The 15,249-nt window shown below is 71.2% G+C and carries 12 protein-coding genes and 3 pseudogenes; 3 read left to right on the top strand and 12 right to left on the bottom strand.

The window, feature by feature from the left end; translation table 11 throughout:
• Positions 1-98 precede the first annotated feature (98 nt).
• The 6 genes and pseudogenes from ACFZBU_RS45305 to dnaK form a co-directional block, all read right to left on the bottom strand.
• A pseudogene (locus ACFZBU_RS45305) lies at positions 99-413 on the bottom strand (cyclic nucleotide-binding protein); the annotation flags it as partial.
• Positions 373-2,861 (bottom strand): annotated as a pseudogene (clpB, locus tag ACFZBU_RS45300) (ATP-dependent chaperone ClpB); the annotation flags it as partial. The pseudogenes clpB and ACFZBU_RS45305, both read right to left, overlap by 41 nt.
• Positions 2,852-3,259, bottom strand: a complete 408-nt coding sequence (locus ACFZBU_RS45295; RefSeq protein WP_391589675.1) for a chaperone modulator CbpM — start codon at positions 3,257-3,259, stop codon at positions 2,852-2,854. The gene ACFZBU_RS45295 and the pseudogene clpB, both read right to left, overlap by 10 nt.
• Positions 3,259-4,209 carry a DnaJ C-terminal domain-containing protein gene (locus ACFZBU_RS45290; RefSeq protein ID WP_391589674.1) on the bottom strand — a complete coding sequence of 317 codons (951 nt, stop codon included), beginning with the start codon at positions 4,207-4,209 and terminating at the stop codon, positions 3,259-3,261. Before ACFZBU_RS45290 ends, ACFZBU_RS45295 begins: the two co-directional genes overlap by 1 nt.
• A gap of 6 nt (positions 4,210-4,215) precedes the next feature.
• A pseudogene (locus ACFZBU_RS45285) lies at positions 4,216-4,802 on the bottom strand (nucleotide exchange factor GrpE).
• Between the two features lie 8 nt (positions 4,803-4,810).
• Complete coding sequence (gene dnaK / locus ACFZBU_RS45280) at positions 4,811-6,697, bottom strand: molecular chaperone DnaK (RefSeq protein ID WP_391589673.1); 1,887 nt, start codon at positions 6,695-6,697, stop codon at positions 4,811-4,813.
• Between the two features lie 1,021 nt (positions 6,698-7,718).
• Between dnaK and ACFZBU_RS45275 the strand changes: the two genes are divergently transcribed.
• Positions 7,719-8,540, top strand: a complete 822-nt coding sequence (locus ACFZBU_RS45275; RefSeq protein WP_391589672.1) for a PucR family transcriptional regulator — start codon at positions 7,719-7,721, stop codon at positions 8,538-8,540.
• Between the two features lie 570 nt (positions 8,541-9,110).
• Here ACFZBU_RS45275 and ACFZBU_RS45270 read toward each other — a convergent pair.
• From ACFZBU_RS45270 to ACFZBU_RS45250, 5 genes are all read right to left on the bottom strand, one after another.
• Positions 9,111-9,656 carry a hypothetical protein gene (locus ACFZBU_RS45270; RefSeq protein WP_391589671.1) on the bottom strand — a complete coding sequence of 182 codons (546 nt, stop codon included), beginning with the start codon at positions 9,654-9,656 and terminating at the stop codon, positions 9,111-9,113.
• A gap of 179 nt (positions 9,657-9,835) precedes the next feature.
• A complete protein-coding gene (locus tag ACFZBU_RS45265) occupies positions 9,836-10,336 on the bottom strand; it encodes a hypothetical protein (protein WP_391589670.1) in 501 nt (166 codons plus the stop codon).
• A complete protein-coding gene (locus tag ACFZBU_RS45260) occupies positions 10,333-11,619 on the bottom strand; it encodes a Gfo/Idh/MocA family oxidoreductase (protein ID WP_391589669.1) in 1,287 nt (428 codons plus the stop codon). Before ACFZBU_RS45260 ends, ACFZBU_RS45265 begins: the two co-directional genes overlap by 4 nt.
• Before the next feature lie 3 nt (positions 11,620-11,622).
• Complete coding sequence (locus ACFZBU_RS45255; RefSeq protein WP_391589668.1) at positions 11,623-12,567, bottom strand: carbohydrate ABC transporter permease; 945 nt, start codon at positions 12,565-12,567, stop codon at positions 11,623-11,625.
• Positions 12,560-12,748, bottom strand: coding sequence for a hypothetical protein (locus ACFZBU_RS45250; protein WP_391589667.1), 189 nt, complete (start codon positions 12,746-12,748; stop codon positions 12,560-12,562). Before ACFZBU_RS45250 ends, ACFZBU_RS45255 begins: the two co-directional genes overlap by 8 nt.
• On the opposite strand from ACFZBU_RS45250, the gene ACFZBU_RS45245 reads away from it, so the two are divergent.
• Positions 12,738-13,214, top strand: coding sequence for an ROK family protein (locus ACFZBU_RS45245; protein WP_391589666.1), 477 nt, complete (start codon positions 12,738-12,740; stop codon positions 13,212-13,214). The two genes, ACFZBU_RS45250 and ACFZBU_RS45245, sit on opposite strands and share 11 nt — an antisense overlap.
• An 825-nt stretch (positions 13,215-14,039) precedes the next feature.
• Here ACFZBU_RS45245 and ACFZBU_RS45240 read toward each other — a convergent pair.
• Entirely contained in the window at positions 14,040-14,375 is a 336-nt protein-coding gene (locus tag ACFZBU_RS45240; RefSeq protein WP_391589665.1) for a hypothetical protein, read from the bottom strand.
• 409 nt (positions 14,376-14,784) lie between these two features.
• Between ACFZBU_RS45240 and ACFZBU_RS45235 the strand changes: the two genes are divergently transcribed.
• A complete protein-coding gene (locus ACFZBU_RS45235) occupies positions 14,785-15,219 on the top strand; it encodes a DUF6892 domain-containing protein (RefSeq protein ID WP_391589664.1) in 435 nt (144 codons plus the stop codon).
• Positions 15,220-15,249: the final 30 nt, after the last annotated feature.

The raw sequence follows: 15,249 nt of genomic DNA, 5'->3' as shown, positions 1-15,249 counted from the left end.
CAACCCTCCGGGCGATCTCCGTTCACCGCCGCGAACTCCCGCTCCGGCCCAGGAGTGTGACGGCTCGATCCGCCCGCCCTGCGCGTCCTCCGCCGCCGTCAAGGAGAGAGTCGGCGCCGGGATACGTGCCGGACCGCCGTCGGCGGAGGCTCCTCGCGGTCGGCGATGCGAACCAGGTTGCCGGTCTGTTCCCGGTGCTCGTGCACGAGGTGGATCGCCATGGCGCCCTCGCCGGTTGCCGAGGTCACCCGTTTGACCGAGCCGCTCCTGACGTCGCCGGCGGCAAAGACCCCGGGAAGGGTTGTCTCGAGCGGCAACGGACCACGCCCGAGCGGGTCCCACCGGGTGGGGTCGGCTGCCGCCCGGGCGTCGGCGCCGGTGAGGACGAAGCCCTTCTCGTTCAGGGCCGTAGCCCTGGTGGGCGATCAATTCGCGGGCCGTGTCGGTGAGTTCGACGCCGATGCGGCGTTCGGCGAGTCGCTGCCGCAGCTCGTCGAACTGCAGTTCCACGATCCTTTCGATCTGCTGCTCGCCGAGCGGTTTGAACAGCACGATGTCGTCGACGCGGTTGAGGAACTCGGGGCGGAAGTGCCCGCGCAGCTCGCCCATCACCAGGGCACGCGCGTCCGGCTTGATGTCGCCCTCGGCGGTGGCGCCGTCGAGGAGGTGCTCGGAGCCGATGTTGGACGTCATGATGATCACGGTGTTGCGGAAGTCGACGGTACGGCCCTGGGCGTCGGTGATGCGGCCGTCGTCGAGGACCTGCAGCAGGGTGTTGAAGACATCGGTGTGCGCCTTCTCGATCTCGTCGAACAGCACGACCGAGTACGGCTTGCGGCGTACGGCCTCGGTGAGCTGACCACCCTCCTCGTAGCCGACGTATCCGGGCGGGGCCCCCATCAGCCGGCTGACGGTGTGCCGTTCCTGGTACTCGCTCATGTCGAGGCGGACCATGTTCTCCTCGGAGTCGAACAGGGCCCGGGCGAGGGTCTTGGCCAGTTCGGTCTTCCCGACGCCGGTGGGGCCGAGGAAGACGAACGACCCGATGGGCCGACGGGGATCACGGATGCCGGAGCAGGCGCGGATGATGGCATCGGCGACGAGCTTGACGGCCTCGTCCTGGCCGATCACGCGCTCGCGCAGGATCTCGTCCAGACGCAACAGCTTCTCGCGTTCTCCCTGCTGGAGGCGGGCGACAGGAATGCCGGTCCAGGCCGCGACGATCTCGGCGATCTCCTCCTCGGTGACGACCTCACGCAGCAGCCGGTTCCGGCCCTGTTTGGCAGCCGGTTGCTCCTCCTCCGCGGAGAGCCGGCGCTCCAGGACCGCAATCGGCCGTAGCGCAGCTCGGCGGCGCGGTTGAGGTCGTAGGCGCGTTCGGCCTCCTCCGCCTCGTGGCGGACCTGCTCCAGTTCCTGGCGCAGCTCCTGCACCCGGCGGATCGCCTGCCGTTCGGCCTCCCACTGGGCGTGTTTGGCGTCGGCCTCGCCGCGCAGGTCGGCCAGTTCCCTGCGCAGCTCCTCCAGGCGGGCCTCGCTGGCGGGATCGGTCTCCTTGGACAGGGCCGCCTCCTCGATCTCCAGGCGGGTGACACGGCGGGTGATCTCGTCGAGTTCGGCGGGCATCGAGTCGATCTCGGTACGCAGCCGGGCGCACGCCTCGTCGACGAGGTCGATGGCCTTGTCGGGCAGGAACCGGTCGGTGATGTAGCGCCGGCTGAGGGTGGCGGCGGAGACCAGCGCGGTGTCCTGGATCTTCACGCCGTGGAAAACGTCCAGGCGCTCGCGCAGCCCGCGCAGGATGGAGACGGTGTCCTCCACGCTCGGCTCGTCGACCAGGACCTGCTGGAAACGGCGTTCGAGGGCGGCGTCCTTCTCGATGTGCTTGCGGTACTCGTCGAGGGTGGTCGCGCCGATCATGTGCAGTTCGCCGCGCGCGAGCATCGGCTTGAGCATGTTGCCCGCGTCCATGGCCCCTTCGGCGGCGCCCGCGCCGACGACGGTGTGCAGTTCGTCGACGAAGAGCAGTATGCGTCCCTGGGCGGCCTTGACCTCGCTCAGCACGGCCTTGAGGCGTTCCTCGAATTCGCCGCGGTACTTGGCGCCGGCGACCAGGGAGCCCATGTCTAGGGCGAACACGATCTTGTCGCGGAGTCCTTCGGGCACGTCGCCGCGGACGATGCGCTGGGCGAGTCCCTCGACGACGGCGGTCTTGCCGACGCCGGGGTCACCGATGAGAACGGGGTTGTTCTTGGACTTGCGGCTGAGGATCTGGGTGATGCGGCGGATCTCGGCGTCCCGGCCGATGACCGGGTCGAGCCTGCCTTCCCTGGCCTCGGCGACGAGATCGCGGCCGTACTTCTCCAATGCCTCGTAGGCCACTTCGGGGTTTGCGGAGGTGACGCGCTGGTTGCCGCGAACCTGGGTGAGCGCGCGCAGGAACGAGTCCGTGGTGATGCCGGCCTGTTTGAGCAGTCGCCCGGCGCCGGTGGAAGAGCCCTCCTGAGCCAGGGCGAGCAGGAGGTGCTCCACGGAGACGTACTCGTCCTTGAGGCGTTTGGCCTCCTGTTCGGCGGCATCGAGCAGGCGGCCGAGGCGCTGGGTGACGAAGACCTGGCCGGGCGCTGCGCCCGGGCCGGTGACCTTCGGGCGGCGGGAGAGTCCCTCGTGCACGGCCGCGCGCAGATCGTTCGGCTCGGCGCCGGCCTGTTGCAGCAACCGCGGGATCAGACCGTCCTCCTGGTCGAGGAGGGCGAGCAGCAGGTGTTCCCCGTCGACCTCGGTTTGCCCCATGCGGACGGCCGCGGACTGGGCCTCCTGGAGGGCTTCCTGGGACTTCCGGGTGAGGCGGTTCATGTCCATGGGGGTGGTTCACTCCTCGTACCGCGCCCACGCAGGGCGGCTTCGAGCAGGCTGATGCGGTCGAGCAGGTCGAGCACCAGGCCGATGGATGCGTAATTGAGGCAGAGTCCGGAACGCAGCCGCTGAACGCGGGCGAGGACCGCCGGGGCCGTGGGGGCGAACACCAGGTGCCCCGCGGCGTCGCGTTCGGCGTCGACCAGGCCGAGGGCGACGAACCGGCGGACCAGATCGGGGTGGAGCCCCGAGCGACGGGCCACGGCGTGCAGGGAGAGCCTGGGGGCGGGCACGAGTGCGTACCGGCCGGCCGTCGCGGCGGTGGCGTGGGCGCGCGCTTGTACCGGACGGTCGCCCACGTCGGCCCGGCCGACGCCTGCTGTTCCTGCGGGTCGGTCGTTCATCACGTCCTCCTGGGGTCGAACGAGGAGGTGGCGGCCAGTTCCTCGAACAGTTCGCGTTCCCGGTCGCCGAGGGCGGGGGGCACCATGACGCGGAGTTCGGCGTACAGGTCGCCGTTCGCGCCGCGCGGGTTCGGCATGCCCTCGCCGCGCAGCCGCAGGCGCCGGCCGCTGGACGAGCCCGCGGGCACCGTGACCTTCGCCGTGCTGCCGCCGGGGGTGGGCACCGGTACGGTCGCGCCCAGGGCCGCCTCCCAGGGGGTGACCGGGACGTGGACGTGCACGTCGCGGCCGTCCAGCCGGAACCGGGGGTGGGGCTGGATGCGCACCCGCAGGTACAGGTCGCCCGCGGGGGCGTCGCCACCGCCCCGGCCGCCCTCCCCCGTCAGCCGGATGCGCTGCCCATCGGTCACGCCCGGCGGAACGGCGACCTCGTACCGCCGCGGCTGCCCGGTGGGACCGGCGAGCGTGACGATGCGCCGGCCGCCCTTGTACGCCTCCTCGACGGTGAGGAGCAGTTCGGCCTCCTGGTCGGCTCCCGGTACGCCGGAGGGCGCTGCGCCTGCCCCGAAGATCGAGCCGAGCAGGTCCTCGATGTCGACCCCCTCCCCGGCGAAGTCGTCACCGAAGCCGGTGGTGTAGCGGACACGGGGGCCGCCGGCGCCCGCGGTCCTGCGAGCGCGGAAACCGCCGCCCGCGCCGGCCGCGACTCGTTCGTCGAAGTCCTCGGGGATCTTGCGGAAGTCCGCGCCGAAGCGGTCGTAGCGGGCCCGGGTCTTCGGGTCCGACAGGACGCTGTAGGCCTCGTTGAGGTCCTTGAAGCGTTCCTCCGCGCCCGGGTCCTTGTTGACGTCGGGATGGTGCTTGCGGGCGAGCTTGCGATACGCCTGCTGGATCTCGTCCTGGCTCGCGGTCCGCGACACGCCCAGCACCTCGTAGAAGTCCTGTGCCATGACCGCTCACTCCCGCTTGGCGACGGTCACGGCGGCGGGCCTGAGCTGCCGTTCGCCGTCCCCGTAGCCCGGGCGCAACACGTCGACGACCGTGCCCGGGTCGGCGTCGGGGGCCTGGCCGACGCCGACCACTTCGTGCCGGGCCGGGTCGAAGGCGACGCCTGTCTCCGCCCGCCGTGGGTAGCCGAGCAGTTCGAGGACGTTCACCGCCTGATCGCGTACGGCGCGGACGCCCTCCACGACCGCGCCCGGTTCGGCGTCGGCATGGGTCAGGGCGAGTTCGAGGTTGTCCAGGACGGGCAGGAAGGCGGCCGCCGTACGGGACCGCTCGGCCGCCCGTTCCCGCTCCAGTTCCCTCGCGTGGCGTTTGCGCAGGTTGTCGAGGTCGGCGAGCGCGCGCCGCCAACGGTCCTCCAGTTCCTGTATCGCGGTCGTGTTCTCGTCCTGGACAGGCGCGGGGCTGGGCTCGTCGTTCGCCCCTTCCGGGGGTCGGATTGCGGCACATCCCCACGAGGAGGGCGCGCGGCGCCTTCCGGGACCGGTTCGACCGGATCCGACGCGGCCCGGTCCGGTTCTTGGGAGTGGCTACGCATGGCGCACCTCACTCCTTGTCGAACTCGGCGTCGATGACGTCGTCTCCGCCACCGTCACTCGTGGGACCGCCCGAGGCGGCGTCCCGGCCGGACCCGCCGGTGACTGTCCCGGCGCCCTGATGGGCCGCCAGCCCGGCGAGCGCCTGCCGGAGTTCGGAGGTCAGGGGCCGCACGCGCTCCACGCCCGCCTCTTCCTTGACCGCCGCCCGCGCGTCGGACACGAGCATCTCGGCGCGTGCCTTCTCGTGCGCGGGCGCCGCGTCGCCCAGTTCGGCGAGGCGCTTTTCGACCTGGTACGCGACGGCGTCGAGTTCGTTGCGCGCGTCGACGGCCTCGCGGAGTGCCTGGTCCTGGCCCTGGTTGCGCTCGGCCTCCTGGACCATGCGCTCGACCTCGCCGCGGTCGAGGTTGGAGCTCTCGGTAATGGTGATGCTCTGTTCCTTGCCGGTGTCCCGGTCGCGGGCCGTGACGTTGAGGATGCCGTTGGCATCGATGTCGAAGGTGACCTCGACCTGCGGTTCGCCCCGCGGCGCCGGCCGGATGTCGGTGAGCTGGAACCGGCCGAGCACCCGGTTGTCGGCGGCGCGCTCGCGCTCGCCCTGGAGGACGACCACGTCGACGGCTGGCTGGTTGTCCTCGGCGGTGGAGAAGGTCTCGGTCCGGCGCACCGGGATCGTGGTGTTCCGCTCGACGATCTTCGTCATCACTCCGCCGCGCGTCTCCACGCCCAGCGACAACGATGTGACGTCGAGCAGCAGGACGTCCTTCACCTCGCCCTTGAGCACCCCGGCCTGGATCGCGGCGCCCAGGGCCACGACCTCGTCCGGGTTGACGCTCATGTTGGGTTCCTTGCCGCCGGTCAGCCGGCGGACCAGGGCCTGGACGGCCGGGATACGTGTGGAGCCGCCCACGAGGATGACCTCGTCGATGTCGCTCTCGCCGACCTTGGCGTCGGCCATCGCCTGCTGGACAGGTCCCAGGCAGCGCTCCACCAGGTCGCCGGTTGTCTGCTCGAACGTGGACCGCATGACCGAGTCGGTGAGGTGCTTGGGGCCCGAAGCGTCCGCGGTGATGAACGGCAGGCTGACCTGCGTCTGCGTCACCGAACTGAGTTCCGTCTTGGCCTTCTCCGCCGCCTCGAACAGCCGTTGCAGCGCCTGCGGGTCCTTGCGCAGGTCGATGCCGTTCTCCTTCCGGAAGTCGTCCGCGAGGTAATCCACCAGACGCCGGTCGAAGTCGTCGCCGCCCAGGTGGCTGTCGCCGGCGGTGGAGCGCACCTCCACCACGCCGTCGCCGACGTCGAGGATGCTCACATCGAAGGTGCCGCCGCCCAGGTCGAAGACCAGGACGGTCTCGTGCTGCTTCTTGTCCATGCCGTACGCGAGGGCGGCCGCCGTCGGCTCGTTGATGATCCGCAGCACCTCCAGCCCCGCGATCCGGCCGGCGTCCTTGGTGGCGGTGCGCTGAGCGTCGTTGAAGTAGGCGGGCACCGTGATGACCGCCTCCGTGACGCGTTCCCCCAGTTGCTTCGAGGCGTCGTCGGCGAGTTTGCGCAGCACCTGAGCGCTGATCTCCTCAGGCGCGTACAGCTTGTCGCGCACCTTGAAGCGGGCCGCCCCGCCGTCGCCCTCGACAACGTCGTACGCCACCGCTTTGGCCTCGTCGGAGATCTCGTCGAAGTGCCGGCCGATGAACCTCTTGGCCGAGTAGATGGTGCCCTTCGGATTGAGGATCGCCTGGCGCCGGGCCGGCTGGCCCACCAGGCGCTCGCCGGTGTCGGTGAAGGCCACCACGGACGGCGTCGTGCGGTTGCCCTCGCTGTTGGGCACAACGGACGGCTCGCCGCCCTCCCATACGGCGATCACCGAGTTGGTGGTGCCCAGGTCGATGCCCACTGCCTTCGCCGTGAGGAACTCCTCCCTCCCCGACGCGGCAGCCCGCGCCGGCTCTGCGGATCAGGTTCGTTCGGGTACGGATGGAACCTCCGCCGGGCGGTCTGTATCGCACCGCAGCCTCGTCGGCGACCGCCCGGCAGGGCGTGCGGCGACATGCCCGACAGCGCACGGACGACCACTCCGAAGATCAGCCCACGAACGGCGGAGACGACGGGTCGAGCCCAGTTCACAAGGCCGAGGACCCGGCCGGTCAGGGGACCGGGGGTGCACCGCCCGACGCTGAAGGGAAGGACGGCCCCCGAAATCCATCCGACCGACGATCTGCTCGACCACGCGGCCTGCGCCTGACCGGCGATCGCCGCCCTCTCCTCGGAAAACTCATGGTCAGGAGGGGGCAAACCGCGCTTTCGGCGTCCCGGCGCGTCCTGTGGCGCAACCGGGCCCGCAGTGCTGTTCGGTCATCGTCCGGCCGTCCTTCGGGTGCGCGCGGAGGATTTCGAACGCTTCCCAGGATCGCGAGCCGCGTGGCGCCGCGCCTGCCCCTGGCGAGTCGGAAATGCAGGAGCCCGGTCGCCCCACGAGTATGAGAGGAAGCATGCGAACGTCTCGTACACCCGGTGGGAGCGGATGCCCGGAACACCGCTCGCCCTCTCGAAGCTCGGGGGATACGGAGTGATCCCATGGCCGACAGCCGAGTGCACACCCTGTACCGCCGCCACTCCGACCGGGAGGGCGGCCTTCCGGGCGGTGGCGGGCGGCACGCGACGGCCACTCGGAGAGGGCGCCGCCCACCTGCCCCAACCTCGACCGACCGTGCCCTCCACGAACTGACGGCGCTCTCCCGCGCCCTGTTCGACGCCCGGGACGAAGGCGAGATCCTGCGCCTGGCGATGGACCACACGGCAGCCGCAGGGCCATACAACGCCGAAGCCGGGTACCTGAGGGTGGACGGCGACCTGGTCCCCAGGTCCTGGGCATTCCGGCCCTGGTCGATACAGCGGGCGAGGCCGACGAACACACCGTGCTCGCGCTGGAAAACGCCGCCACGTCACTCGCCTCGGAGCCGGCGCACCTGCGCAATCTGGCCGAAGTGGAACTGAGGCTGCGCCGGGAGCTGGTCGACGACCTCCTGGCAGGAACGGACGAGGAGAGCGCGTACGCCCGGTCCGAGGCAGTGGGACACGACCTGCGCCGGAGCCACTACGTCGTCGTGGCGCAGTGGTCGAACCGGGCTTCCGACGACTCCTTCGCGCAGACCGTGGGCCGGGCGGCTGCCGCCGTGGGCATGCGTTCGCTGCTGACCCGGCGTTCCGACCACGTGGTCCTCGTCGCCGACGACAGGCCGCACGCCCGCGCGCTGCACGATGCTCTCGCCCGGGAGACCGGGACACCGTCCGGGGCGATCGGGGTGAGCAGCCCGTGCGACTCCCCCGACGACATCCCCCACCGCTACCAGGAGGCGCAGCGCGCCCTGGAGGTACGCCGCCACTCCCGCGAGCGCTACGGCACGACGTTCTACGACGAGTTGGGCCTGTACCGCATCCTGGGACCCGGCAACGATCACCGGGAACTGGAGACGTTCGTCCACGAATGGCTCGGTCGGCTCATCGACTACGACTCCCGGCACCACACGGCCATGGTGGAGACCCTCACTCGGTACTTCGACTGGGGCGGCAACTACGACGAGACCGCCGAATCCCTCGCGATCCACCGCAGCACGCTCCGCTACCGCCTCCAGCGCATCCGCGACATCAGCGGCAACGACCTCGCGAACGTCGAAGACCGGCTCAACCTCCAGGTGGCCACCCGAGTGTGGAAGATCGTGTTGAACGGACGCGGCTGACACCCCGCCGGAACTGCGGTGGCGGCGGGGCGGCACGTCGGCGGTGTCGTGCGTCGAAGAACGCCGACCCGGGAGGCCCGAGGGACCCGCCACGCGTGGGTGGGTGACGGCATTCTCGTCGCCGCGGCACCTCTTGTCCCATGGGCTTCGCAAGGCCCCCGGACCAAGACTGCGATGTGCGGTCCGTGGCGATGCTGCCGAGGTATGGCCGGGCACCGAAGCAGGCACAGAGATCCTCAGTGAACGTAGGAAGCGATCCGGTATCGCCCTTCCGGTCCGGCAGCCGGCCGGGCGACGGACACTCGATCATCGGATCAAGCCGCACCGATGGGCAAGGAGCGAACGGGATCGCCGGTTCGATGACGTATGCAACTCGATCCGCAACCGGGCCACTCTTGTGGTGGCTGGGGAGCGGGTGTCTGGCAACCGGGGTGCCGGGACAGCAGGTGTGGCCCTCGGGCACCTGCACCGAGGGGCCGACATGCCGATGCCGGTGCTCTCGAGCCGGCGCTCGCCCGAGCCGGAGATCGCGGCCTGGCGGAATTACCGCGGGTGGGGCCGTGGGCCGCGTCAGGGCCGGCTCGGGCGCGGCCGGACGGGTCCGGGGCCGGGCTGTGTTCCTTCGCGCTGCTCGACGAGGAGGGTGTTGAGCGCGGCGCGCAGAATCGCCGTGTCGACGTCGAGCAGAATCGGCAGCTTCACGGGCGGCAGCGGGCCTGCGGCGCCGACGCGTTCGACCAGCACGTAGCTTTGCGGCGCCCGCCCCGCGGCGATCCCGGTCCGGAACTCGGCCACGTCCTCCCACGCCACGACGTGCCGCCCGCGGACCGCGATGCCGTCCGCGTCGACCCGCAGCCGCACGCGCGGCACGACCAGCCGGACGATCCACACGACGACGGGCACCAGCAGCACCGCCATGACCGGGACGAGCACCTTCGGCATGTCCGGATTCGGACTCGCGAACGACCCCGCCATCGCCGCGAGCAACGGCACCGCGCAGCCGGCAATGGCCGCGAGGGCCTTCGTGGAGGTCCGCGCCTCGAACGCGCCGTCGCGCCGAACGCCGTCGACGACGCGACGCACTGCTTGCCATTCGTCCAGCGGGCTGCGCTCCATGCGGCCACGCTAGCGGCACCCCCGGACCTCCCCTCCTCCGTCCCCGCTCACCCGCCCCCTCGGTCGCCGACGCCACCCGCTCCTTGGAGCGTTCGATCATCCGGTCCGCAACACCGAGCCCGACGGACGCGAATCCCTCACCGCCGACCCGGTGCCGATGCATGCCGGCCCCCGTGCCCTCAGATCCCCAGAGCCGGTGTCGACGCACGCTCCATGGTCACCACGGTGCCTTCTCGGCGGGCTTGTTCGGCGGCCCACACCACGAGGTGGGACACCAGTGTTTCGTATGGTCCCGAGCTGATCAGTGTCCGGTCGCCGGTCGCCACCGCGCCGAGGAAGGCGCGGATCAGCTCCGTGTCCGCGCCTCCGTGCCCGTCCGCGGCCGAGGCGCCGCCGTCGGGTTCGACGGCGAAACTCTCGACCTCGTCGGTCAGGAAGTCGTGGAGGGTGATGGTGCGGCCGTCGCCGTCGAGTGAGCCGCGGGTGCCGAAGACGCGGGTCTTGCGGAAGTCGAGCGCGGTGAACGCGGTCATGGTGAACGAGGCGGTGGCGCCGCCGGCGTACTCCAGGTTCACCACCTGGTGGTCGACGAAGTCGTTGCGGCCGGTGTAGACGCAGGCGCCGTACGGTCCTTCGGCAAGCGCCCTGCGCAGCCCCGCGGTGCTGACGTCGTCGGTCAACACGCCGAGCGGCCACTGCTCGTGAACCGGGTCGCCGAGGAAGCGCTCGTAGATGCGGGGCGCGGAGTAGGCGCAGTGCGTTCGACCGGGCACGTCACGCAGCGATCGCCGGCTCCCGCCGGCTTGTTCTCGGTGCGGAAGTGATGCAGTCCGCCGAACGACGACACGCGTGCGACAGGCCGCCCGACGAGGTGGCCGAGCCAGTCGATGTCGTGGCAGGACTTGGCGAGCAGCATCGAGGACGACTCGGCCTCGACGGCCCACTGGCCGCGCACGTACGAGTGGGCCTGGTGCCACCAGCCCACCGGTTCGAGATGCTCGACGCTGACCACGTCGCCGATCCGACCGGTGTCGATCAGCCGCTTCAGCGTGACCGAGTAGGGCGTGTAGCGCAGGACGTGGCACACCGCGAACAGGACGTCGTTGCGCACGGCCGCGTCGACGATCCGCCGGGCTTCGTGCTCGGTGGGCGCCATCGGCTTCTCCAGCAGCAGCGCGTAGCCGAGATCGGCGAACGCGACGGCCGGATCGGCGTGCAGGCGGTCGGGCGTGGCGACGATCACGGCGTCGGCGAGCCGGGGCAGGGCGGCCAGGTCGCGCCAGTCGGCGAACACCCGGTCGTCGGGGATGCCGAACTCGGCGGCCAGGGCCCCGCGTCGGGCGGGATCGGGATCGGCGACGGCGACGAGGGCGGCGAGCCCCTCCGCGGCGGCGATCCGGGCCGCGGGACGCGCGGTGGGCAGCAGCACGCGGGTGAGCGTGCGCCAACTCCCCGCCCCGTCCACGGCGGCGGCCTCGGTCAGTTCGCGGGGCAGCGACTCGAAGTGGGCGCGCATCCAAAAGACGCCGAACGGCATGAACAGGCCGATGAGCGGGAGGATCACCGCCCAGTAACTGTTGAGCAGGCCCAGCGAGCGCAGGTCGTAGTAGAGCGGGATGACGATGGCCTCGTACGGCAGCGCCATGCCGACCATGAACAGCGCGAACAGCGGGCCCTTCGCCTTGATTCGCATCGTGGCGAGGCCGTAGCCGGCCAGCGTCGCGAGCACGAGGGCGATCGGGACCACGCCCAGCGCGATCAGCGCGCTGGACTTGAGCAGCGACCCGAAGCCGGCCGTGGTCCACGCGGTCTTGAAGTTCTCCCAGTGCGGGTCGGAGGGGAAGTCCAGCCCGGGGGCAAGGTTGCTCTGCGGCTGTAGCGCGGCGGACATCAACGCGAGGAAGGGAAACAGGACGGTCGCGGCGGCGAGCAGCAGGACGAGCCGCGGCAGGTGTTTGGACATGCGCTATCGCTCCCGCGTGAGCCGGTTCACCGTGAACATGACCGCACAGGTGAGCAGGGACAGGACAGTCGCCAGTGCGCACGCGGTGCCTACGCGGCCCGCGGTGAACACCAGCTTGTAGACCTCGACGCCGGGGACTGTGGTGGAGGTGCCGGGTCCGCCCCCGGTCATCACGTAGACCACGTCGAATCCGGCGAGCGCCGCGATGACGGTGACCGTGCACGCGACGCCGATCTCGCTGCGCAGCCCCGGCACGGTGATGTGGCGGAACTCGCGCAGGCGGCTCGCGCCGTCGAGGCGGGCGGCCTCGTACAGCGCGGGGTCGATCCGCCCGATGCCGGACAGCAGCAGGAGGAAGCACAGGCCGGTGGAGACCCAGCTGCCGATGAACCCGACGGCGGGGAAGGCCCAGGTGAAGTCGCCGAGCCAGACTCGGGCGACGCCGCCGAGGCCGACCGCGCGCAGCAGTTCGTTCAGCGGGCCGTCCTCGCTGTAGATCCACTTCCACACGACGCCCACGGCGACCAGGGGGAGGATCTGCGGCAGGAAGATGATCGTGCGGATCACCGGCATCGCGCGCCACGGGGTGGCGGCGACGAGCGCGGCGAGGACGAGTCCGAGCGCCACGGGGATCACCGTGTAGAAGAGGATGAATCCGAACGCGTGGACCAGCGCGCTGCGCAGTTCGGGCTCTTCCAGGACCTCTCGGTAGTTGGCGAGCCCGGCCCACGTGGCGGCGCCGACGCCGTCCCAGGTCCAGAACGAGATCCAGATGCTGTGCAGCCACGGCGCGATGACGAACGCCCCGTAGAAGAGCAGGGCAGGGAGCACGTACAACAGGGGAACGGCGCGGCGGCGCCTTCCGGCATTGGTGCGGACCCCGCCGGCCCACGTGCCGGCGACGGCGGGCGTCGTCGCCGGGTCGGCGCGGACGAGCGTGTCAGCCATGCGTCTTGGCCCACTCGCCCTGGACGGCCGAGATGAAGCGGGCGGTGTCGCTCTTGCCTGCGATCAGCTCCTGGCCGGCGGAGGTGAGCTTGTCGTTCATCGTGGCGGTCGCGTTGTTGTTGAACCCGACCAGGCCGTTGTCGGCGTCGACCCTGGTCCAGGCGGCGACGATGTCGGCCATCAGGCTGCCGGGCTCGGGTTTGGCCGCGCGGCCGGCGAGATCGGCCGGCACCCGGGCCTGGGCTGGAACGACGCCCCCGCGCGGCTGCTGGCCGCGGCGGGAGAGCGGCGAGGACGGCGGGGCGCAGCAGGCCGCCCTGGTCCTGACCCGTGCCCGACACGGCGACCCCGCCGCGCGAGCCGCAGTCGCCGCGTACGCCCGGGCGTTGGCCGCCGGTGTCGGCGCGATGGTGCTCGCGATGGACCCCCGCCTCATCGTGCTCGGCGGGACGTTGCCGGGCGCCGGAGCGGCGGTTGTCGACGACGTGCGCGAGCACCTCGCGGACATCTGCTACGACGTGCCGCCGGTGGTTTTGAGCGCGTTGACCGAGGAGGCCGTCGTGGTCGGCGGCGTGGAGGCGGCGCGCGATCTCCTGCGCGACGGGCTGCCGGCCCCCGCGGAGGGGGTCGCCGCGGCCGATCGCTGACGAGGGGGCGGGCGAATCGGCTACACCACCGCCTCGGCACAGCCGGGGACGACCGGTCCTGCGGGGCCACTCGCGTTGCGGACGCGACTCCCGCGCGCGCCCGGCCGGATACGGCCCCGATGCGTCGCGGGAGGGCGGACCGCCCGGGTCGGACGGCAGTAGGCATGCCTTCCCGCGGAAGCGACCTCTCGCGTAGGTAACTTCCTTTCGTAAGTATGTGCGCTCCGTCTCCGCCCGCGCCCCCAAGGAGCCAGATTGAGACAGCGCCGCTTCCACCTGTCGTCGGCCTTCATACGACTGGACGGAGGAAGTCGTCGACGCCTACCGGCGGTTGAAGAACCGTCGCACGGGCACCTACGCGCACACCGAGCAACTGACGGGCTCCGTCCAACAAGGCAGCGTGCCCAGTACGTACTGGACAAGTCAGTGGTCGTGGGAACCGGGCACCTGACCGGTGTCCCCGTACCGGCGGTGCACCGCGCTCCCTCGCGGGGCGCACCGCCGGCGGCGCGCTCGGATCCCTCCGAGTGCGCACTGCCTCCCCTCCGGCCCCTTCCGATGCAGGCCCTCGGCCGCTCCCGCCGTTTCCGCATGCCCCTCGGCCGATCCCGCCCCTTCCGCACGCTCCGGCTCCGCCCCGAGTCAGGAGTACGCATGCGCCTCCTCGCTCGCCGGCGGCCGCCCTCGCCGCGGCCCTCGCCGCCGGGCTCGCCACCGGTTGCACCGGCTCCCCGTCACGAACCGCGGCACCCTCGCCGCCCGCGACCGGTGGGCCGCCCACCGGCCAGACCCTCTGGTCACTGCTGGACCCACACGGACGCGAGATCACGGCGCTTGGCCGACGACGACCCCGACGTCGTGGCGATCCGCGGGCTGGTCGTCCTGCACTCGGGCACCGTCGACAATCGCGACGCCGCCTCGATCGCCGCCACCGGAACCAACGAATTCGCCTTCCACAGCCCCGAATTCGCCACGAGTTTGACCGCCCAGGGATACACGACCAAGCTCGAAGCCGTGTTCGGCGAGAACCACCTGGCCACCCGCCGGGACCCCGTCGCGTGGTACCGGTCGACCGTTCACCAGGACCGTGCCACGGCCAGAGCCGAAATGGACAGCACCGTCGAGTTCACCGCGGAGCAGCGGGGTGGTGACTGCGGTCACGGGTATCCCTCGGCACGGCGATCCGGGGCCTTGGCCGAGGCGACCGGGTCCGCGCCGACCGGCGGGGGCGTCGAGGCTATCGCGTCCCGGCCGTGTGCGGGCCATGCCGCGCGCAGCATCGCGGCCGGGGCCGGTGCGGCGGCGCGTTCGGCCCCACCCGGTGATGGGCGGCGGTGCGGATGCGGGTGCGTTCGGTGTCGGTGAGGGCCAGGGCCCGCCCGATGTTCGCGGTCAGGGCACCGGGCTCGGCGGGCGGGTACAGGAGGCCGTCGGCGCCGTCGGTGATCTGTTCGGGGAATCCGCCGAGGGCCGGTGCATCCCCTACGGGCGCTTCGAACTCGACACGGCCTCCCGCCTGGACATCGGTCCGCAAAGGACCCGTGTCGTACCTCCGTGGTATTCGTGTCCCATGAGCCGGTTCCGCGATTTCAACTTCAAGCTGCTCGTCATCGAGAAGCTCATGTACGGCCGTCAGCGTCTCCTCCCGGCCTACGACCTGCCCGGGCGGCTGGCCGAGCGCGGGATCCGCGACGCCGCGTCCTACGTCCTGAGGAACGGCCTTCACGAGGAGGTGCTGCCGGAGTCCCGGGCACATTTCGAGGCCCTGGAGATCCCGGCCGAGCTGCTCGCCCGCGTCGAGGAACTGTGCTTCGACGCCGGGGCGGAGGTCTTCCGGCACTGTGCCCCCGCCTGGGACGGCGAGGACGACCTGTTCGACGTCCGCTCGCTCGACGACCTCCCCCTGCTGCCCAACCTGCGGGCGGTCACCTTCGTGCGGGACGGCGTCCTGGCGGTGCCGGACGCGGAGGAAATCTTTGCCGCGCGCGGCATCGACACCGACTGAACCCCGGCACCCGTTCGCCGCCCGCTGCCG

The sequence above is a fragment of the Embleya sp. NPDC008237 genome (genome assembly GCF_042956465.1).
In the GTDB taxonomy this organism is placed as follows: Bacteria; Actinomycetota; Actinomycetes; order Streptomycetales; family Streptomycetaceae; genus Embleya.
Note: the sequence above shows the minus strand (reverse complement) of the source record. Positions and strands in the feature narration are given on the sequence as shown.